The following is a 20,734-nucleotide window of genomic DNA, read 5'->3' as shown; positions in this document are numbered from 1 at the left end:
TTTGGAATGCGCTTCCCTGTAGGAGCTGCCGCAGGCTGCGATCTTTTGACTTTTCTACAGGCGAAAAAAAGCCCGCAGTGTGAGCGGGCGAAAGACCAAAGAAGCTATATGCGCAGTCGCTTCCAGGGTGAGGCAGCTGCTTGGGGGATCAGCTGCCGCGGTAGGTCGAGTAGCTGTAGGGCGAAATCAGCAGCGGCACGTGATAGTGATCCTGCTGTGCCGAGATGCCGAAACGCAGCACCACCACATCCAGGAAGGCAGGCTCCGGCAGCTGGACGCCACGGGCGCGGTAGTAGTCGCCGGCATGGAACTGAACCTGATAAACCCCGGTGCGGTAGTCATCGCCCTGCAACAGCGGCGAATCGACACGACCATCGCTGTTGGTGACCGCGCTGGCGACCAATTCCAGCTGCGAACCCTCGACGCGGTACAGCTCGACCTTGATCGAGCTGCCCGGGCAACCATGTGCAGCGTCCAAAACGTGTGTAGTCAAACGTCCCATTGATTCTGCGCGCCTGCCTGCATTCTGCAGTCAGACCTCGCGCCTCCCGAAGTCAGTTGAAAAGGAGACCGCACCGTTTCGGAGCCCGAAATGCTGCGGCGAGGTTTCGATTAAGACACTTTTCAAAAAAATTGTACACAATAAAAACGACATATTTACCAACGGCTGCGCCAACCTCCGATTTCCCGGCGGTTTTCCGGCGAAGTGCGCACTGGCCGAGCCCTGTAACCGGAAGCCAGGCGGACAGGCAGATTTCTTGCAGACTCCCCCTCCTATCACCGGAAGATGACCGTTAGCGAAAAATGCAAAAATTCAGGCTTACAAAGTGAAGATAAAGTTGTATACAATCAGCCCATCGTTGTGACGCCAGCCTGACTTCTCATTCGCGGGCACGCCACACCACCTGTCAACACGAATAAGAAGGAAGACTGCAGTGAGCGCTGACTACCCACGCGACCTGACCGGTTACGGCAGTAACCCTCCGCACCCACACTGGCCGGGCAACGCCCGCATCGCCCTGTCTTTCGTACTCAATTACGAAGAAGGCGGCGAGCGCAACATCCTGCACGGCGATAAAGAATCCGAAGCCTTCCTCTCCGAAATGGTTGCCGCACAGCCCCTGCAGGGCGCGCGCAACATGAGCATGGAATCGCTCTACGAGTATGGCAGCCGCGCCGGCGTCTGGCGGATCCTCAAGCTGTTCAAGGAATTCGACATCCCGCTGACCATCTTCGCCGTGGCCATGGCCGCCCAGCGTCACCCGGACGTGATCCGCGCCATGGTCGATGCCGGCCACGAGATCTGCAGCCACGGCTATCGCTGGATCGACTACCAATACATGGATGAAGCCCAGGAACGCGAGCACATGCTCGAAGCGATCCGCATCCTCACCGAAATCACCGGCGAGCGCCCATTGGGCTGGTACACCGGCCGCACCGGCCCGAACACCCGTCGCCTGGTGATGGAAGAAGGCGGTTTCCTCTACGACAGCGACACCTACGATGACGACCTGCCCTACTGGGAACCGAACAACCCGACCGGCAAGCCACACCTGGTGATCCCCTACACCCTGGACACCAACGACATGCGCTTCACCCAGGTCCAGGGTTTTAACAAGGGCGAAGACTTCTACGAATACCTCAAGGACGCGTTCGACGTGCTCTACGCCGAAGGCGCGGAAGCGCCGAAGATGCTGTCGATCGGCCTGCACTGCCGCCTGGTTGGCCGTCCGGCGCGTCTGGCTTCGCTCAAGCGCTTTATCGAATACGCTAAAAGTCATGAACAGGTGTGGTTCAGCCGTCGCGTCGACATCGCGCGTCACTGGCAGCAAACCCACCCGTACCAAGGGGCTGCCAAATGAGCACCTTTCAAACCGTCAAACCCTCGACCCTGAGCCGCGACGCCTTTGTCGCCGCCTTCGCCGACATCTACGAACACTCGCCATGGGTGGCCGAAAAGGCCTTCGACCTGGGCCAGGACGCGTCGATCGACCAGATCGAAACCCTGCACCAGCGCATGAGCGACATCCTGTTGAGCGCCGATCACGCCAGCCAGCTGGCACTGATCAACGCCCACCCGGACCTGGCCGGCAAAGCCGCCGTCCAGGGCCAGTTGACCGAAGCCAGCACCAATGAACAGGCTGGCGCCGGTATTCACCAATGCACGGCCGAAGAGTTCCAGCGCTTCACCGAGCTGAACGACGCCTACAAGGCCAAGTTCAAGTTTCCCTTCATCATGGCGGTAAAAGGCAGCAACCGGCATCAGATCCTCGCGGCGTTCGAAACGCGCATCCACAACCCGGTCGACACCGAGTTCAAGTGCGCGCTGGCGCAGATCAACAAAATTGCCCTGTTCCGTTTACTGACCCTATAGCAAGCCTTGCCCGAGTGCCTTAAACGCAAAGACACCCAGGGCACTGCAAGCATCCCAAGCCACTTATTTAAAGGCAGACAAGAAGAATGAAAGCTTACGCCGTACCTTTCGAGAAGTTCGTCAACCTGGCCGACGCCCGCCTGGGCACCAAAATCATCTCGGTCACCGATGACTGGTTCGCAGACGCCAACCGTCTGTTCCAACCGACCCCGGCCGTGTGGAAGGAGGGCGTGTTCGATGACAACGGCAAGTGGATGGATGGCTGGGAGTCGCGCCGCAAGCGCTTCGAAGGCTATGACAGCGCCGTGATCCGCCTGGGCGTGCCCGGCTCGATCAAGGGCGTGGACATCGACACTTCATTCTTCACCGGCAACTTCCCGCCATCGGCATCCCTGGAAGCCTGCTTCCTGGCCGAAGGCGAGCCGAACGAAAACACCCAGTGGGTTGAAGTGCTGTCGGCCGTCGAGCTGCAAGGCAACAGCCACCACTACCACGAAATCAACAACGACCAGGCCTTCAGCCACCTGCGCTTCAACATCTACCCGGATGGCGGCGTGGCCCGTCTGCGCGTTTACGGCGTGCCGTTCCGCGACTGGTCGGCCATCGGCGACAACGAACAGGTCGACCTGGCTGCTGCCCTGAACGGCGGTCGCGCCCTGGCTTGCTCCGACGAGCACTTCGGCCGCATGAGCAACATCCTGAACCCGGGCCGTGGCATCAACATGGGCGACGGCTGGGAAACCGCCCGTCGTCGCACCCCTGGCAATGACTGGGTGATCGTCGCCCTGGGCCATGCCGGTGAAGTCGAGAAAGTCATCGTCGACACCCTGCACTTCAAGGGCAACTACCCGGACAGCTGCTCGATCCAGGGCGCCTTCGTCAAAGGCGGCACCGACAGCCAGATCGAAACCCAGTCGCTGTTCTGGCGCGAACTGCTGCCAAGCCAGAAGCTGGAAATGCACGCCGAACACACCTTCGCCGAGCAGATCAAGGCCCTGGGCCCGATCACCCACATCCGCCTGAACGTGTTCCCGGATGGTGGCGTGAGCCGCCTGCGTGTTTTGGGCAAGGTCGCTAAATAAGCGGTGAACCCAATCGCGGGCAAGCCCGCTCCCACAAGAACCGAGGTGTTCACAAAACCTGTGGGAGCTGGCTTGCCAGCGATGACAATAGAACCAACAACACAGAATTCGGAAAAGAACAGCATGCGCACACTGACGATTGAACCGCTGACCAAAGAAGCCTTCGCCCCTTTCGGTGACGTGATCGAAACCGACGGCAGCGATCACTTCATGATCAACAACGGTTCGACCATGCGCTTCCACAAACTGGCGACGGTCCAGACCGCCACGCCAGAGGACAACGCGATCATCAGCATCTTCCGCGCCGACGCGCAGGACATGCCGCTGACCGTGAGCATGCTGGAGCGCCATCCGCTGGGCAGCCAGGCTTTCATTCCGCTGCTCGGCAACCCCTTTCTGATCGTGGTCGCGCCACTTGGCGATGCACCTGTATCAGGCTTGGTCCGCGCCTTCGTCACCAACGGCAGGCAGGGCATCAATTACCATCGCGGCGTCTGGCACCACCCGGTGCTGACGATCGAAAAGCGGGATGACTTCCTGGTGGTTGATCGCAGTGGCACAGGCAATAACTGCGATGAGCATTTCTTCAAAGAGGATGAGCGTTTGATCCTCGCCCCCCACCAATAAGAGAAGGTCTGATCACTCGACAACAAGAGTGACAGGCGAGAGGTAAAGACTGTGGAAGCACATCTGTTGGAATGGCTGAACCTGAGCGTGCGCTGGGTTCATATGATTACCGGTGTGGCCTGGATCGGCGCGTCGTTCTATTTCGTCTGGCTGGAGAACAACCTCAATCGGGTCAACCCGAAAAGCGGTCTGGCTGGTGACTTGTGGGCGATCCACGGCGGCGGCATCTATCACCTGGAAAAATACAAACTGGCTCCACCGACCATGCCGGACAACCTGCACTGGTTCAAATGGGAAGCCTACTTCACCTGGATGTCGGGTATCGCGCTGCTGTGCGTGGTGTTCTACTCCAACCCGACGCTCTACCTGCTGGCTCCGGGCAGCACCCTGAGCGGCCCTGAAGGCGTGGCCATCGGTCTGGGCTCGCTGTTCATCGGCTGGTTCGTCTACTCCTTCCTCTGCGACTCGGCCCTGGGCAAACGCCCTGCCCTGCTCGGTTTCATCCTGTTCGTACTGATCATCGGCGCGGCCTATGGCTTCAGCAAGGTGTTCAGCGGTCGTGGTGCGTACCTGCACGTCGGCGCGCTGATCGGCACCATCATGGTCGGTAACGTGTTCCGCATCATCATGCCGGCGCAACGCGCACTGGTCGCGGCCATCGCCGAGAACCGCACGCCGGACCCTGCGTTGCCAGCCAAGGGCCTGCTGCGTTCGCGTCACAACAACTACTTCACCCTGCCGGTGCTGTTCATCATGATCAGCAACCACTTCCCGAGCACCTACGGCAGCCAGTACAACTGGTTGATCCTGGCCGGGATCGCGATTTTCGCGGTGCTGGTGCGTCACTACTTCAACACCCGTCACGACAGCCACAAGTTCGCCTGGACCCTGCCGGTGGCAGCGGTGGGCATGATCTGCCTGGCCTACGTGACCGGTCCGAAGCCGATGTCCAATGCTCCGGAAGTGGCCAAGGCACCTGCGGCGATCGAGTACCAGCCGCTGCCGGAAACAGCGGTGGGTGGCGGCTTGAAGCCGGCTGAAACCAAACCTGCAGAAGCCCCTGCCGCAGCTCCCGCGCAGGCCTCCAACGCAGGCCCCGGTTTCGACAAGGTGCACAGTGTGATCCAGGAACGTTGCGCGGTCTGCCACTCGGCCAAACCGACCAGCCCGCTGTTCAGCGCGGCCCCGGCCGGCGTGATGTTCGACACCCCTGAGCAGATCCGCCAGAACGCGGCGCGGATCCAGGCCCAGGCGGTCGCCACCCAGATCATGCCGTTGGGCAACATCACCCAGATGACCCAGCAGGAACGCGATCTGATCGGTGCCTGGATCGTTCAGGGTGCTCCGACCAATTAATCGTTGAAAAGCTTCGCGGGCAAGCCTCGCTCCTACAGGATCCACTCCGATCGGTAGGAGCGAGGCTTGCCCGCGAACAGCCGCAACGCGGTCAGCCTGATGCAAAGAAACAGCTGTGAGCCACCCGACAGCTGTAACTCACAAGAATAAAAAAGATCCGAGGTGTTGCATGTCCGAGCTATCCAAGGCCCGTATTCCCGACGCACCCGCCATTTCGCGTTTACCCCTCCTGCAACTGATCCTGGTTGGCCTGCAACACGTTCTGCTGATGTACGGCGGCGCCATCGCGGTGCCGTTGATCATCGGACAGGCCGCGGGCTTGAGCCGTGAAGAAATCGCCTTCCTGATCAACGCCGACCTGCTGGTCGCCGGCATCGCCACCATCGTGCAATCCCTCGGCATCGGTCCGATGGGGATCCGCATGCCGGTGATGATGGGCGCCAGCTTTGCCGCTGTCGGCAGCATGGTGGCCATGGCGGGCATGCCGGGCATCGGCCTGCAAGGGATCTTCGGCGCCACCATCGCCGCGGGTTTCTTCGGCATGCTGATCGCGCCGTTCATGTCCAAGGTGGTGCGCTTCTTCCCGCCGCTGGTGACCGGCACCGTCATCACCTCGATCGGCCTGTCGCTGTTCCCGGTGGCCGTGAACTGGGCCGGCGGTGGCGCCCAGGCCGCGCAGTTCGGCTCCCCCATCTACCTGACCATCGCCGCCCTGGTGCTGGGCACCATCCTCTTGGTACATCGCTTCATGCGCGGCTTCTGGGTCAACATTTCCGTGCTGATCGGCATGTGCCTGGGCTACGTGCTCTGCGGCGTGATCGGCATGGTCGACCTCAGCGGCATGGCCAACGCGCCCTGGGTGCAGTTCGTCACCCCGCTGCACTTCGGCATGCCGAAGTTCGAGCTGGCGCCGATCCTGTCGATGTGCCTGGTGGTGGTGATCATTTTCGTCGAGTCCACCGGGATGTTCCTGGCCCTGGGCAAGATCACCGGCCAGGAAGTCTGCCCGCGCATGCTGCGTCGCGGCTTGCTGTGCGATGCCGGCGCGTCGTTCTTCGCCGGCTTCTTCAACACCTTCACCCACTCCTCCTTCGCCCAGAACATTGGCCTGGTGCAGATGACCGGCGTGCGCTGCCGTTCGGTGACCATCGTCGCCGGCGGCCTGCTGATCGTCCTCAGCCTGCTGCCCAAGGCCGCTTTCCTGGTGGCCTCGATTCCACCGGCGGTACTTGGCGGCGCGGCGATTGCGATGTTCGGCATGGTCGCCGCCACCGGTATCAAGATTCTTCAGGAAACCGACATCGGTGACCGTCGCAACCAGCTGCTGGTGGCGGTGAGCATCGGCATGGGCCTGATCCCGGTGGTGCGTCCGGAGTTTTTCGCCCACCTGCCCCTGTGGATGAGCCCGATCACCCACAGCGGCATCGCCATGGCCACCCTCAGCGCGCTGTCGCTGAACCTGCTGTTCAACATCCTCGGCGGAAAGGAACGCGCCGCGGCCAACGACTGCCACGCCCACTCGCATTGATCGAACAGGCACCGCCCCCACCCGGGGGTTGGGGCTGCCTTTGCCTGAGAAAAATAAAAAGACGAGGAGCAACAGATGATTCGGACACAGACAAGCATGTTGTTGGTTGCAGGATTGCTGGCCACCAGCCAGGCCATGGCCGGCGATCTACTGCTGTGGCAGACCAACAGCATCAGTTACCTGTACGGCAAGGATTTCAAGGTGAACCCGTCGATCCAGCAGACGGTGACCTTCGAACACGCGGACCGCTGGAAGTACGGTGACAACTTCATGTTCATCGACAGCACCTACTACAACGGCAAGGGCGACCGGAACAAAGGCTCCCACGCCTACTACGGCGAGTTCAGCCCGCGCCTGTCCTTCGGCAAGATCTTCGACAGGAAAATCGAATTCGGCCCGATCAAGGACGTGTTGCTCGCCATGACCTACGAGAACGGCGAAGACGACACCGAGGCTTACCTGATCGGCCCCGGCTTCGACCTCAAGGTGCCCGGCTTCAACTTCGTCACCCTCAACATCTATCAGCGCTACACCGAGGGCGCGCGCCCCGGCGACGGCGTGTGGCAGATCACCCCGGCCTGGTCCTACACCCTGCCCCTGGGCAATTCCAGCCTGCTGATCGACGGCTACATCGATTGGGTGACCGACAACGACCAGAACTCCCGTGGCACCTATCACGCCAACCTGCACTTCAATCCGCAGATCAAGTACGACCTGGGCAAAGCCATGGGCTGGCGCGAGAAGCAGGTGTATGCCGGCATCGAATACAGCTACTGGAAGGACAAATACGGCATCGAGAACAACGGCCGACTCGACACCAACGAAAACACCACCAGCCTGCTGGTGAAGGTGCATTTCTAAGATGATCCGCAACCGTGCCCCAAGCCTGTCGTCGGTGCGCCGTTGCGGAGCACTTGAGACCTGGCCGCGGAGTCAGTATTCTGCGCGGCCGCCTGAATCCGCTTTAAAAAAAAGCCCGGATTTAATTCCTGACCAGCGAGCCAACTTATCCCGGCGCTGGACGGTACCAAGGCATCCCCCAAACCTCTCAATCGACTGCTCCCGAGCAGCCGAGCGGGAGTTTTTTTGCTTTTCGAAAAGCCTTGGCTCAGCCCTGCTGACAGCACTGACGCTGACCGAAAGGATGATTTTTAACAGCTACAGAAAAAGGCGCCACACCAGAGCGTCGACTTTGAAAAAACGTGAAACCACAACTTTTGGGAGCAACCGAATGAAACGCACGTGCACTAGCCTGATGCTGGCGGGATCGATGCTGGCAGGGGGTCAGGCCATGGCAGGCGACTTGCTGCAATGGCAGAACAACAGCCTGACTTACCTTTATGGCAAGGACTTCCAGGTCAATCCGCGCATTCAGCAGACCGTGACCTTCGAACACGCCGACGGCTGGAAATACGGCGACAACTTCTTCTTCTACGACAAGATCTTCTACAACGGCAAGGAAGACGCCTTCGCCGGCGAGAACACCTACTACGGCGAGTTCAGCCCGCGCCTGTCGTTCAACAAGATCTTCGACCAGAAACTGGAATTCGGCCCGGTCAAGGACGTGCTGCTGGCCATGACCTACGAGTTCGGTGAGGACGATACCGAGTCTTACCTGATCGGTCCTGGCTTCGACCTGGCCATCCCGGGCTTCGACTACTTCCAGCTGAACTTCTACAACCGCCACACCGAAGGCAGCCGTCCGGGCGACGATATCTGGCAGATCACCCCGGTCTGGTCCTACACCATCCCGGTGGGCGACTCGAGCATCCTGATCGACGGTTTCATGGACTGGGTGGTCGACAACGACGTCAACAGCAAAGGCGAATACCACGCCAACCTGCACTTCAACCCGCAGATCAAGTACGACCTGGGCAAGGCGTTGAACCTGGGCGAGAAGCAGCTGTATGTGGGTGTCGAGTACGACTACTGGAAGAACAAGTACGGTATCGAAGACACCGACGGCTTCAAGACCGACCAGAGCGTGACCAGCTTCCTGGTCAAGGTGCATTTCTGATCTGAAAAGCTTCGCGGGCAAGCCTCGCTCCCACAGGATCCGCGTGACTCCCTGTAGGAGCGAGGCTTGCCCGCGAATGCCGCGCCGCAAATGATTCGCGTGCCCCCGTAGGAGCGAGGCTTGCCCGCGAATGCCGCGCCGCAAATGTCAGGCCGACAGCACCGGCTCCGGCAACCCCAGAAACCTGCACAATTCATCCTTCTTGGCCAACGCATCGCGCCGCCCCAGATCGATCAACTCGCTGCAATACCCAGCCTCGAACAGCAGATAACTCAACACTCCCGCCCCGCTCGTCCTGGTCGCCCCCGGCCCGCGCAGGAACAGGCGCAATGCCGCCGGCAACTCATGGCGATGGCGCGCGGCAATCTCGTCGATCGGCTGGCTCGGCGAGATCACCAGCACTTCCACCGGCGCCACGCCCAGGGTGCGGACCGGCGTGCCATCGGGCATCAGGCGACTGAACTGATTCAAGCGCTGCAACAACTCGATGTCGCTTTCCAGGCTGTCAATGAAGGTACTGTTGAGCATATGGCCGCCGATCTGCGCCAGAGTCGGCTGTTGCCCGGTATACGCCCGTTGCAACGGTTGCTCTGGATCGATGCCCCGCGGGTTGCCACTGACCCCCACCACCAGCACGCGACTGGCCCCCAGGTGCAGCGCCGGGCTGATCGGTGCCGACTGGCGCACCGCGCCATCGCCAAAAAACTCTTCGCCGATCTTTACCGGGGCAAACAGCAGGGGAATCGCCGAGCTGGCAAGCAGGTGTTCGACGGACAATCGGGCGGGGACGCCGATGCGGCGGTGACGCAGCCAGTCGTGGATGGTGCCGCCGCCCTGATAGAAGGTCACCGCCTGCCCGGACTCGTAGCCGAAGGCGGTGACGGCCACCGCATGCAGTTGCCGGTGGGCGATGGCCTCGGCGATGCCGTTCATCTGCAACTTGTCGTTGAGCAAGTCGCGCAGCGGTGAGCTGTCAAGCAGCGCCACCGGCACCTGAGCGCCCAGGCCCAGCAGGCTGTGACCGACGAAGCGGCTGGCCTGGCCGATCACCCCGGGCCAGTCGCTGCGCAGCACCAGATGACTGCGAAAGCCCTGCCAGAACTCGGTCAGGCGCTCGATGGCAGAACGAAAATCCATGGCCCCGCTGGCCAGGCTGACCGCGTTGATCGCCCCGGCGGAGGTGCCGACGATCACCGGAAACGGATTGTCGGCGCCGAGCGGCAACAGCTCGGCAATCGCCGCCAGCACCCCGACCTGATAGGCCGCCCGAGCCCCGCCGCCGGAAAGAATCAAACCTGTTACCGGTTCAGCAGGACTCATCGCATCGCTCCTCCATGGTGCATCAGGCCAGGTGCATTGGGCTGTAGGGATCAACCGCGTTTGGCGTACAGCTTGGGCTCGCCCGGTGGACGACTCTTGAAGCGGCGATGGGCCCACAGGTACTGCTCGGGGCAATCGCGCAGCACGCCTTCGATCCACTGGTTGATGCGCAGGCAGTCTTCTTCCTCGGTTTCACCGGGGAAGCCTTCCAGCGGCGCATGGATCACCAGGCGATAACCGCTGCCGTCCGCCAGACGTTCCTGGGTGAACGGCACCACCAGCGCCTTGCCCAGTCGGGCGAATTTGCTGGTGGCGGTGACGGTGGCCGCCTGAATGCCGAACAGCGGCACGAAAATGCTTTGCTTGGCGCCGTAGTCCTGATCCGGTGCGTACCAGATCGCCCGCCCGGCGCGCAGCAGCTTGAGCATGCCGCGCACGTCCTCGCGCTCCACCGCCAGCGAATCGAGATTGTGCCGCTCGCGGCCCTGGCGCTGGACGTAGTCGAACAACGGGTTCTTGTGCTCGCGGTACATGCCGTCGATGGTGTGCTGCTGGCCCAGCAGGGCGGCGCCGATTTCCAGGGTGGTGAAGTGCACCGCCATCAGGATCACGCCCTTGCCTTCACGCTGGGCCTTCTGCAAATGCTCCAGGCCTTCGACGTGGGCCAGCTTGGCCAGACGCTCGCGCGACCACCACCAGCTCATGGCCATCTCGAAGAAGGCGATGCCGGTGGAGGCGAAGTTTTCCTTGAGCAGGCGCTTGCGTTCGGCGGCGGACTTTTCAGGGAAACACAGCTCCAGGTTGCGCTTGGCGATGCGCCGCCGTTCGCCGGCCGCCCGGTACATCAGGGCACCCAGGGCTCGGCCGATCCACAGCAAGGCCGGGTAAGGCAGCTGGACGATCAGCCACAACAGCCCCAGGCCCAACCACAGCGGCCAGAAACGTGGCGAGAGAAAGGATTTTCGAAAACGCGGGCGATCCATTAAAGCTTCCGGAAAGACAATGGCCGCGCATTCTACATCGTTCGACCCGGCTTGCGGCCTGCGGGCGTTCTCGTTATAAGTCTGGGCACTTTTAGTGACAAGTCGTTGTATGCCGACCATGAGCCAAACCGAACCGCAAGACCAGGATTCCGTGTTCCAGCTGAAGGGCAGCATGCTGGCCATTACCGTGTTGGAACTGGCCCGTAACGATCTGGAAGGCCTCGACCGGCAACTGGCCGCCAAGGTTGCCCAGGCCCCTGGTTTTTTCAGCAATGCGCCTCTGATCCTGGCCCTGGACAAACTTCCGCCCAGCGAAGGCGTGATCGATCTGCCGGGGCTGATGCGCGTGTGCCGCCAGCACGGCCTGCGCACCCTGGCCATCCGCGCCAGCCGCATCGAAGACATCGCCGCGGCGATCGCTGTCGATATTCCTGTGCTGCCGCCGTCCGGCGCCCGTGAGCGTTCCCTGGATCTGAACGAGCCGGTTGCCCCGAAAAAACCGGAAAAGCCGCCGGAGCCGACGATCAAACCGACGAAAATCATCACCACCCCCGTACGCGGCGGCCAGCAGATCTATGCCCAGGGCAGCGACCTGGTGGTGGTCTCCTCGGTCAGCCCGGGGGCGGAACTTCTGGCCGATGGCAACATCCATGTATACGGCCCGATGCGTGGTCGCGTCCTGGCCGGGGTCAAGGGCGACACCAAAGCCAGGATTTTCTGTCAGCAATTGAGCGCTGAACTGGTCTCCATCGCCGGTCATTACAAGGTCTCCGAGGATCTGCGCCGCGATCCTTTATGGGGTTCGGGCGTGCAGGTCAGCCTGTCGGGCGACGTGTTGAACATCATTCGGCTTTAACGGATACTGCCGCATTTTCCAACCATCTCTAAAACGTAGCGAAAATGGCTCAAACGAAGTAGGAAACAGGCCAAAAGCCGTGTTTACCGCCGGTAAACGCAGCCCAAAACCAAATTCCAGCCAAGGCTGTTCGACTGCAGTAGTTACAAGAGATGTTTTTCAGGGGCTGAAAAAGTCCTTTTTCATTAGGGGTGAAACACCTTGGCCAAGATTCTCGTGGTTACATCCGGCAAGGGTGGTGTGGGTAAGACCACCACCAGCGCCGCTATCGGTACCGGCCTCGCACTGCGCGGGCACAAAACAGTGATCGTCGACTTCGACGTCGGTTTGCGTAACCTCGACCTGATCATGGGTTGCGAGCGCCGTGTGGTTTACGACTTCGTCAACGTCGTCAACGGCGAAGCCAACCTGCAACAGGCCCTGATCAAAGACAAGCGCCTGGAAAACCTCTACGTGCTGGCCGCCAGCCAGACCCGCGACAAAGACGCGCTGACCGTCGAAGGCGTGGAAAAAGTCCTGATGGAACTCAAGGAAACCTTCGAGTTCGTGGTCTGCGACTCCCCGGCGGGCATCGAGAAAGGCGCCCACCTGGCCATGTACTTCGCCGACGAAGCGATCGTCGTGACCAACCCTGAAGTGTCCTCGGTACGTGACTCCGACCGCATGCTCGGCCTTCTGGCCAGCAAGTCCCGTCGTGCAGAACGCGGCGAAGATCCGATCAAGGAACACCTGCTGATTACCCGTTACCACCCGGAGCGTGTGAGCAAAGGCGAAATGCTCGGCGTAGAAGACGTCAAGGAAATCCTCTCGGTGACCCTGCTCGGCGTGATCCCCGAATCCCAGGCGGTGCTCAAGGCATCCAACCAGGGCGTTCCGGTGATCCTCGACGACCAGAGCGATGCCGGCCAGGCCTACAGCGACACCGTAGACCGCCTGCTGGGCAAGACCGTGGATCATCGATTCCTCGATGTACAGAAGAAGGGATTCTTCGAGCGCCTGTTTGGAGGCAACTAAGCAATGAACCTTTTTGACTTCTTTCGTGCCAACAAAAAGCAAAGCACCGCGTCGGTAGCGAAAGAGCGTCTACAGATCATCGTGGCGCACGAACGCGGCCAACGCAGCACCCCGGACTACCTGCCAGCCTTGCAGAAGGAACTGGTGGAGGTGATTCGCAAGTACGTCAACATCGGTACCGATGACGTGCATGTCGCACTGGAAAGCCAGGGCAGTTGCTCGATTCTGGAACTCAATATCACCCTGCCAGATCGCTGATCGATCCGGCGGGAGCCACGGCGGCTCAGGTCTTCCGGGCCCTGTTTGTGTAGGAGCAGCTTGCGGCAGCTCCTGCACATCAGGGCACCTGAGGTTCTGAGCCGCCGTTGGCGTTTGTTACGAGGCTGTTTTAATGCCGTTGTCCAACGTCCACATCCTTTATCAGGACGCCGCCATTCTGGTGGTGAACAAACCGACCCTGTTGCTTTCCGTCCCCGGCCGGGCCGACGACAACAAGGATTGCCTGATTACCCGCCTGCAGGAAAACGGCTACCCGGACGCGCTCATCGTCCACCGGCTGGATTGGGAAACCTCCGGCATCATCCTGCTGGCCCGGGATGCCGATACGCACCGTGAACTGTCCCGGCAGTTCCACGACCGCGAAACCGAAAAGGCCTACACCGCCCTGGCCTGGGGCCAACCCGAGCTGGACAGCGGCAGCATCGACCTGCCCTTGCGTTACGACCCGCCGACCAAGCCACGGCATGTGGTCGACCACGAGTTCGGCAAACACGCCCTGACCTTCTGGCGGGTGCTGGAGCGTTGCGGTGACTGGTGCCGCGTGGAGCTCACGCCGATCACCGGCCGCTCGCACCAGTTGCGCGTGCACATGCTGTCCATCGGTCATCCGTTGCTGGGCGACGGGCTCTACGCCCACGAACAGGCCCTGACCGCCTGGCCCCGCCTGTGCCTGCACGCCAGCATGCTCAGCTTCACCCACCCGCAAACCGGCGAGCGCCTGCGCTTCGAGTGCCCTGCGCCCTTCTGACGCCTGAAGCAGGACCTGTGAGATACACACTCTGTGGGGGCTCCCTGCGAACTCAAGATCGCGCCCATCCCTTTAGGCAATACGTTAAACTGGCGCCATTGCTGTCTGGAGCTACTTATGCGCGAAGAGTTGAACCAAGGCCTGATCGACTTCCTCAAGGCCTCCCCTACCCCGTTCCATGCCACCGCCAGCCTTGTTCAGCGTCTGGAAGCGGCGGGTTATCAGCGTCTCGACGAGCGCGAGCCGTGGCACACCGAAGCCAACGGCCGCTACTACGTCACCCGTAACGACTCCTCCATCGTCGCGATCAAAATGGGCCGTCACTCGCCCCTGCACGGCGGTATTCGCCTGGTCGGCGCCCACACCGACAGCCCGTGCCTGCGGGTCAAGCCGCAGCCGGAACTGCAACGCCAGGGCTTCTGGCAGCTGGGCGTGGAAGTCTATGGCGGCGCGCTGCTGGCACCGTGGTTCGACCGCGACCTGTCGCTGGCCGGCCGCGTCACCTTCCGCCGCGACGGCAAGGTCGAAAGCCAGCTGATCGACTTCAAGGCGCCGATCGCGATCATTCCGAACCTGGCCATCCACCTCAATCGCGAAGCCAACATGGGCTGGGCGATCAACGCGCAAACCGAGCTGCCGCCGGTGCTGGCGCAATTCGCTGGCGATGAGCGCGTGGATTTCCGTGCGGTGATCACTGACCAGCTGGCCCGCGAACACGGCCTGAACGCCGACGTGGTGCTCGATTACGAGCTGAGCTTCTACGACACCCAAAGCGCCGCCGTCATCGGCCTGCACGGCGATTTCATCGCCGGCGCGCGCCTGGACAACCTGCTGTCGTGCTACGCCGGCCTGCAGGCACTGCTGACCGCCGACACCGACGAAACCTGCGTGCTGGTGTGCAACGACCACGAAGAAGTGGGTTCCTGCTCCGCCTGCGGCGCCGACGGCCCAATGCTCGAGCAGACCCTGCGTCGCCTGCTGCCCGAAGGTGACGAATTCGTGCGTACCATTCAGAAATCCCTGCTGGTTTCGGCCGACAACGCCCACGGCGTGCACCCCAACTACGCCGAGAAGCACGACGCCAACCACGGCCCGAAACTCAACGCAGGCCCCGTGATCAAGGTCAACACCAACCAGCGCTACGCCACCAACAGCGAAACCGCCGGTTTCTTCCGCCACCTGTGCATGGCCGAAGAAGTGCCGGTGCAGAGCTTCGTGGTGCGCAGCGACATGGGCTGCGGCTCGACCATCGGCCCGATCACCGCCAGCCACCTGGGCGTGCGCACCGTGGACATCGGCCTGCCGACCTTCGCCATGCACTCGATCCGCGAACTGTGCGGCAGCCACGACCTGGCGCACCTGGTCAAAGTGCTGAGTGCGTTCTACGCCTGTCGCGAACTGCCATAACCGCTGAACTCGCTCCCACCTTGGAATACATTCCATGGTGGGAGCGAGCCTGCTCGCGATGAACCCGAGAACACCGCTGGGTGTCAGGCATCCCCCGTTATCGTTGACGACCATCGCGAGCAGGCTCGCTCCCACAGAAGTCGGCGGCGATTGCTGAAAACCCACCTAGACTCACGTTATCCCTCCCGACAAGGCTGTCGCCATGATCTCGTTGTCCACCTTCAACTACATGCTGGTCCCGATTCTCACCGGCATGATCCTGCTGGCGATCGGCTTCAACTTCCGCGATAAAAACGCCGGCGTGTTCGCCATGTGGATCGGCATGCTGACGATCCTCGCCACCGTCGTGATCAAGATCCTCGCCAAGCTCAACGAATAAACGCCCGCCCGACTCGCATTGATTTTGACGGGCTCGTACACTCGGTCGACCCGTTCACCCCGAGGTTGACCGCCCAGTGCTCGCCCGTCTGTTTGCCCTACCGTGCTTTTTCCTCATCGGCCTGCTGATGCTGTCGATGGCGCCTGCCCAGGCCGCCGGCTTGCCGAGCCTGCTCAACAGCTCGTCCAACACCCAGCCCCAGGCCCAGGAACCCCTCGGGCAATCCCTGGATGAAGTGATCAAGTCACTGGAGAACGACCAGCAGCGCACCAAGCTGCTGGCGGACCTGAAGAAACTGCGCGACGCCACGAAAAAGGCCCAGCCGGCCACCGAAGAAGGCGTGCTGGGCCTGATCGGCGGGACCCTCGCCAGCTTCGAAAAACAATTCACCGGGGCCGACAGCCCGCTGACGCGCTGGTCCGACGAGTTCGATCTGGCCCGTGACGAACTGAACGCCCTGATCCTGCCGGCCAACGAATGGCTGCCGATCATCTTTGCCTTCGCCATGATCCTGATGGTCTGGAGCCTGCTGGCGGCGGCGTTGATCTGGATCAGCCACCGGGTGCGCATGCGCTTCGGCCTGACCGAAGAGCTGCCGCAACACCCCCGGGCCCTGGACTTGCTGCGCTTCGCCCTGCGCAAGCTCGGTCCCTGGCTGATCGCGCTGGTCATCACCGTTTACATGAGCTACGCCCTGCCCCCGTCATTAGGCAAGAGCCTGGCCATGGTACTGGCCTACGCCCTGGTGGTCGGCACCTGTTTTTCGGCGATCTGCGTGATCGCCTTTTCCTTGCTCGACGGCCCGCACCGCCACCGCGCCCTGTACATCCTGCGCCATCAGGCCTTTCACCCGCTGTGGCTGATCGGCAGCTTCGCCGCGTTTGGCGAGGCCTTGAACGACCCGCGGCTGGTCAACAGCCTGGGCGTGCATCTGGCCCACACGGCGGCGACGGTGGCCAACGTGCTGGCGGCGCTGTCCACCGGGCTGTTCATCCTGCGTTTCCGCCGCCCGATTGCCCATTTGATCCGCAACCAGCCACTGTCCCGGCGCCTGACCCGCCGCGCCCTGAGCGACAGCATCGAAATCCTCGGTACCTTCTGGTTCGTGCCGGCGCTGGTGCTGGTGGGCATTTCACTGTTCGCCACCTTCGTGTCGGCCGGCGATACCAGCACCGCCCTGCGCCAGTCGCTGATCTGCACCGTGCTGCTGGTGTTGTGCATGGTCATCAACGGTCTGGTGCGCCGCCATGCCCTCAAGCCCCATCGCGGGGTGAAGCGTCACGCGCTGTATTCCGAACGACTGAAAAGCTTCTTCTATACCCTCGCCCACCTGCTGGTGTGGCTGGCATTCATCGAACTCGGCCTGCGGGTCTGGGGCATGTCGCTGATCCGCTTCACCGAAGGCGAAGGCCATGAAATCAGCGTCAAGCTGTTCAGCCTCGGCGGCACGCTGATCTTTGCCTGGCTGATCTGGATTCTCGCCGACACCGCCGTGCACCACGCCCTCACCCGCTCGCGCAAGGGACTGGCCAACGCCCGCGCGCAGACCATGATGCCGCTGATCCGCAACGTGCTGTTCGTGGCGATTTTCATCATCGCGCTGATCGTCGCCCTGGCGAACATGGGCATGAACGTCACGCCACTGCTGGCCGGTGCCGGTGTGATCGGTCTGGCCATCGGTTTCGGTGCGCAATCGCTGGTGGCCGACCTGATCACCGGGTTGTTCATCATCATCGAGGATTCCCTGGCCATCGACGACTACGTGGACGTCGGCGGCCACCTGGGCACCGTCGAAGGCCTGACCATCCGCACCGTGCGCCTGCGGGACATCGACGGCATCGTCCACACCATCCCGTTCAGCGAAATCAAAAGCATCAAGAACTACTCCCGGGAGTTCGGCTACGCGATCTTCCGGGTGGCGGTGCCGGCGAGCATGGACATCGACAGCGCGATCAAGCTGATGCGCGACGTCGGCCAGAAAATGCGCACCGACCCGCTGCAGCGCCGCAACATCTGGTCGCCGCTGGAAATCCAGGGGGTGGAAAGTTTCGAGTCGGGCAACGCGATCCTGCGCGCCCGCTTCAAGACCGCGCCGATCAAGCAGTGGGAGGTGTCACGGGCGTTCAACCTGTCGCTCAAACGTCATCTGGATGAAGCCGGGATGGACCTGGCAACGCCGCGCATGAGCGTGCAGGTCATCACCGCCGGCGGTGGCCCGGAACAGCCTTTGTAGGAGCTGCCGCAGGCTGCGATCTTTTGATCTTGCTTTGAGAAAATCAAAAGATCGCAGCCTCGTTTCACTCGACAGCTCCTACAAGGGGATCGGGATCCGGATCTTGTAAGCCTGCGGCTCGACCAGTGATTGCCAGCGCAGGAAGATCCGTTGCGGCAGATCGACGTTGCTTACTGGCTTCATTTTCCCTCCCCCTTTGTGCCAGCCTTCCGGCTTCCGGGTATAGCCAGCTACACCCGCCGACACGCGAAAAAACGCCAACCCGCGTTGGTCAAGTACGTCCACGGTCTCGACCCACACTTCCATGAAACGAGGAGCCGCCAGACAGACATACCAACTGTCATAGGGCAACTGGGGAGAGGCCGGTGGTTTGGGGCCGCTGGCACAAGCGTTCAGGCTTAACAGCAACCCAACAAGCAAGATAAAACGCTTCATTGGGGACGATTTACCAAGAGCCATAGGGAATACCGTGCTTCTCGACATAGGCCTTGTTCTCGGGCTCGATGCGGATGTACTGACCATTGCTCTTGCCTCTGTAAGGCCCTAACGGTTCGATCTCCGCCTGAAAGCGCCCGACTTCCTTGAAGTCCAGACAAGCCCCACCCACCCAGACTTTGACGATGCCGCCGGGGGCCATGCCCAAAGTGATCATCTTTCGATAGTCATCTCTCCACTCCTTTGAGCCTTGGCAAAACACCCGCTCAGGTTTGACCATCTCGTCGCGTACCCACTGTGGGATCGGGATTCTGATCAAGTAGGCCTGTGGTTCGACCAGCGATTGCCAGCGCAGGAAGATCCGTTGCGGTAGATCAACGTTTTTTACTGGCATCATCGACCCTCCACCTTTATGCCAACCAACCGGTTGGCGGGTGTAGCCAGCTACACCCGCCGACACGCGAAAAAACGCCAACCCGCGTTGGTCAAGTACGTCCACGGTCTCGACCCACACTTCCATAAAACGCGGTGCCGCCAGACCAACGTACCAACTGTCATAGGGCAACTGGGGAGAGGCCGGTGGTTTGGGGCCACTGGCACAAGCGCTCAGGCTCAACAACAACCCGAGGAGCAAGATAAAACGCATCATTGTGGGTAGCCTTTCTGTGGCAGGTTGTCGTAGACGTTACGTTGGTTTTTCTCCGCCGGTTTGCTGATAAGAATCCCCATGCTGGGTATCCAATGCGCGGACTGGTGGATATAGCGGCTGCGTAGCAAGCGCTCTTCATCGGGGTCAAGGCTGATTTCGTTGCCCCCCTGCACTTGATCAAGAATGCGCGCGGCGATGGGCTGCAACTCCATCGGCAGCGCCAAATCCGGTCGTAACTCCAGACTTTTGAAAGGCACACCGTGATAAACACCCAACTCGCGCATGACACGCAGGGCTATCAGCGACAACTCCCCCCGCACCGTGCGCTCGAGTTCGAGGGTCAGCATGTGCTCCTGATAGGCGGGTTCCAGCTTGCCGCGCGGCGCCAGCTCTAGGGGCCAGGTCTTGATCCCGATCTTGCCATCGCCGGCCAGGCCACTGGCATGCAGGGTTTGCACCTCGGCCTGGGCTCGTTTCCATGCCCCAGTTGACTCCACTGTCCAGGATCGCTCCACGGAGAATCGTTTTGGCTGGGTCAACCACAGGCGCTCTCGAGCGCGAGGCAAGTAGCCGCCGCCAATGTCCGAGTGCACTCCCGGCAGGCAGATTTGTCGGTGGCCTTTCTGCACGCTGTTGAGTGCAAAGTTCTTGCGACATTCGTCACGGGCTTGCAGTTGGATGACTTGCCGGGCGCAACCGGGCGGGAGGTACAGGTTCACACCCGGGTTGTGATCATCCGCGACGTTGAGGTCTATTCCGCCGATGGCGGCGACGGTGTCGAACAGGCCGATGAAGTTGAGGGTAACGTCCGCGGCAGGGTCAAAGGTTGTCACCAGAGTGAACCGGCCCGCCCGCAGCAAGTCGTTGAACACACCTCGATCGGGCTTGAGTAGCTCGTTCACACAGTGCCGTGCAGCGGCGGCCCCACGGCTGAAACCGAAAATGTCGAACTCTATTTTTCGGATGTAAGTACTGGGATTGGCTTTTTGAAACAGGTCCCACTGTTCCTTAATCAGGCCAGGAGCCTGCTCAACCCGCGCCACGACTCCGGTTTTCCCCAACCCCAACCCTTGACCGAAAAAGACTGAGTCAGCTTTGTCGTTCGTGGTACCGATACCTTCTAGATAAACCTTCAGATAACCGGTATCGGCCCCAACCGGGATACCTTCGGTAGAATGGTCTGGATACAATTCCCGCAGATGCACCACATTACTCGGCGCATTCCCATAACTGTTATCCGGCGCAGTGTTGAAGGCATCACCATCGAACTCGCCAAACCCATACCCCTTGCAATGCTCGATGATGCTCGCCAGTTCGCTTTCACTGAACAACGCCAGATCCTCAAGGCGGCACTGCGCGGTGGTCGCAACATTGGCCATGTTGTTGCCGGTACCATCAAAAAACAGCCCCAACCGCAAAGTGATCCCTTCCAGCTCCTCTTCCTCTT

Annotated in this window: 21 protein-coding genes; 15 read left to right on the top strand and 6 right to left on the bottom strand. The window is 61.1% G+C overall.

The window, feature by feature from the left end:
- Positions 1–148: 148 nt before the first annotated feature.
- Positions 149–502 carry a hydroxyisourate hydrolase gene (gene uraH, locus HNO86_RS10525; protein ID WP_175376934.1) on the bottom strand — a complete coding sequence of 118 codons (354 nt, stop codon included), beginning with the start codon at positions 500–502 and terminating at the stop codon, positions 149–151.
- A 433-nt stretch (positions 503–935) separates the two neighbouring features.
- On the opposite strand from uraH, the gene puuE reads away from it, so the two are divergent.
- The 8 genes from puuE (at position 936) to HNO86_RS10485 (ending at position 8,984) form a co-directional block, all read left to right on the top strand.
- Positions 936–1,862 (top strand): allantoinase PuuE, encoded by a 927-nt coding sequence (puuE, locus tag HNO86_RS10520; protein WP_175376933.1) that lies wholly within the window; start codon positions 936–938, stop codon positions 1,860–1,862.
- Positions 1,859–2,374 carry a 2-oxo-4-hydroxy-4-carboxy-5-ureidoimidazoline decarboxylase gene (gene uraD, locus HNO86_RS10515; RefSeq protein WP_175376932.1) on the top strand — a complete coding sequence of 172 codons (516 nt, stop codon included), beginning with the start codon at positions 1,859–1,861 and terminating at the stop codon, positions 2,372–2,374. The genes puuE and uraD overlap by 4 nt, the downstream gene beginning before the upstream one ends.
- 86 nt (positions 2,375–2,460) lie before the next feature.
- A complete protein-coding gene (alc, locus tag HNO86_RS10510) occupies positions 2,461–3,456 on the top strand; it encodes an allantoicase (protein WP_175376931.1) in 996 nt (331 codons plus the stop codon).
- A gap of 123 nt (positions 3,457–3,579) precedes the next feature.
- Entirely contained in the window at positions 3,580–4,083 is a 504-nt protein-coding gene (locus HNO86_RS10505) for an ureidoglycolate lyase (protein ID WP_175376930.1), read from the top strand.
- Positions 4,084–4,134: 51 nt separating this feature from the next.
- Positions 4,135–5,439 carry a urate hydroxylase PuuD gene (locus tag HNO86_RS10500; RefSeq protein ID WP_175376929.1) on the top strand — a complete coding sequence of 435 codons (1,305 nt, stop codon included), beginning with the start codon at positions 4,135–4,137 and terminating at the stop codon, positions 5,437–5,439.
- A gap of 169 nt (positions 5,440–5,608) precedes the next feature.
- Positions 5,609–6,967, top strand: a complete 1,359-nt coding sequence (locus tag HNO86_RS10495; RefSeq protein ID WP_175376928.1) for a nucleobase:cation symporter-2 family protein — start codon at positions 5,609–5,611, stop codon at positions 6,965–6,967.
- A gap of 75 nt (positions 6,968–7,042) precedes the next feature.
- Positions 7,043–7,828, top strand: coding sequence for an outer membrane protein OmpK (locus HNO86_RS10490; protein ID WP_175376927.1), 786 nt, complete (start codon positions 7,043–7,045; stop codon positions 7,826–7,828).
- A gap of 370 nt (positions 7,829–8,198) precedes the next feature.
- The gene (locus tag HNO86_RS10485) at positions 8,199–8,984 is read left to right on the top strand and encodes an outer membrane protein OmpK (RefSeq protein WP_175376926.1); all 786 of its coding nucleotides are present in this window, start codon (positions 8,199–8,201) and stop codon (positions 8,982–8,984) included.
- Positions 8,985–9,131: 147 nt separating this feature from the next.
- On the opposite strand, the gene HNO86_RS10480 is transcribed toward HNO86_RS10485, so the two are convergent.
- Both HNO86_RS10480 and HNO86_RS10475 read right to left on the bottom strand, forming a co-directional pair.
- Positions 9,132–10,304 (bottom strand): patatin-like phospholipase family protein, encoded by a 1,173-nt coding sequence (locus HNO86_RS10480; protein ID WP_175376925.1) that lies wholly within the window; start codon positions 10,302–10,304, stop codon positions 9,132–9,134.
- Positions 10,305–10,354: 50 nt separating this feature from the next.
- Positions 10,355–11,287 carry a lipid A biosynthesis lauroyl acyltransferase gene (locus HNO86_RS10475; protein WP_175376924.1) on the bottom strand — a complete coding sequence of 311 codons (933 nt, stop codon included), beginning with the start codon at positions 11,285–11,287 and terminating at the stop codon, positions 10,355–10,357.
- 118 nt (positions 11,288–11,405) lie between these two features.
- On the opposite strand from HNO86_RS10475, the gene minC reads away from it, so the two are divergent.
- The 7 genes from minC (at position 11,406) to HNO86_RS10440 (ending at position 18,203) form a co-directional block, all read left to right on the top strand.
- Entirely contained in the window at positions 11,406–12,143 is a 738-nt protein-coding gene (gene minC / locus HNO86_RS10470; RefSeq protein WP_175376923.1) for a septum site-determining protein MinC, read from the top strand.
- A gap of 201 nt (positions 12,144–12,344) precedes the next feature.
- Entirely contained in the window at positions 12,345–13,157 is an 813-nt protein-coding gene (gene minD / locus HNO86_RS10465; RefSeq protein ID WP_175376922.1) for a septum site-determining protein MinD, read from the top strand.
- A gap of 3 nt (positions 13,158–13,160) precedes the next feature.
- A complete protein-coding gene (gene minE / locus HNO86_RS10460) occupies positions 13,161–13,415 on the top strand; it encodes a cell division topological specificity factor MinE (RefSeq protein WP_110964248.1) in 255 nt (84 codons plus the stop codon).
- Positions 13,416–13,548: 133 nt separating this feature from the next.
- Positions 13,549–14,184, top strand: a complete 636-nt coding sequence (locus HNO86_RS10455) for an RluA family pseudouridine synthase (RefSeq protein WP_175376921.1) — start codon at positions 13,549–13,551, stop codon at positions 14,182–14,184.
- Between the two features lie 117 nt (positions 14,185–14,301).
- On the top strand, positions 14,302–15,591 hold the full coding sequence (locus HNO86_RS10450; RefSeq protein WP_175376920.1) for a M18 family aminopeptidase: 1,290 nt from the start codon (positions 14,302–14,304) through the stop codon (positions 15,589–15,591).
- A 202-nt stretch (positions 15,592–15,793) separates the two neighbouring features.
- The gene (locus HNO86_RS10445) at positions 15,794–15,970 is read left to right on the top strand and encodes a hypothetical protein (RefSeq protein ID WP_175376919.1); all 177 of its coding nucleotides are present in this window, start codon (positions 15,794–15,796) and stop codon (positions 15,968–15,970) included.
- Between the two features lie 76 nt (positions 15,971–16,046).
- Positions 16,047–18,203, top strand: a complete 2,157-nt coding sequence (locus HNO86_RS10440) for a mechanosensitive ion channel domain-containing protein (protein WP_175376918.1) — start codon at positions 16,047–16,049, stop codon at positions 18,201–18,203.
- A gap of 78 nt (positions 18,204–18,281) precedes the next feature.
- Here HNO86_RS10440 and HNO86_RS10435 read toward each other — a convergent pair whose 3' ends face one another.
- From HNO86_RS10435 to HNO86_RS10425, 3 genes are all read right to left on the bottom strand, one after another.
- Positions 18,282–18,638, bottom strand: coding sequence for a DUF2931 family protein (locus tag HNO86_RS10435; protein WP_256672602.1), 357 nt, complete (start codon positions 18,636–18,638; stop codon positions 18,282–18,284).
- A 10-nt stretch (positions 18,639–18,648) separates the two neighbouring features.
- The gene (locus HNO86_RS10430; protein ID WP_306167726.1) at positions 18,649–19,287 is read right to left on the bottom strand and encodes a DUF2931 family protein; all 639 of its coding nucleotides are present in this window, start codon (positions 19,285–19,287) and stop codon (positions 18,649–18,651) included.
- Positions 19,284–20,734, bottom strand: a 1,451-nt coding sequence (locus HNO86_RS10425; protein ID WP_175376917.1) for a DUF2235 domain-containing protein, incomplete at its 5' end; no start/stop codon positions are given. The genes HNO86_RS10425 and HNO86_RS10430, both read right to left, overlap by 4 nt.

It is taken from the genome of Pseudomonas sp. C1C7, from assembly GCF_013359595.1.
Classification (GTDB): Bacteria; Pseudomonadota; Gammaproteobacteria; order Pseudomonadales; family Pseudomonadaceae; genus Aquipseudomonas.
This window is presented reverse-complemented; position numbering and strand designations above follow the sequence as displayed.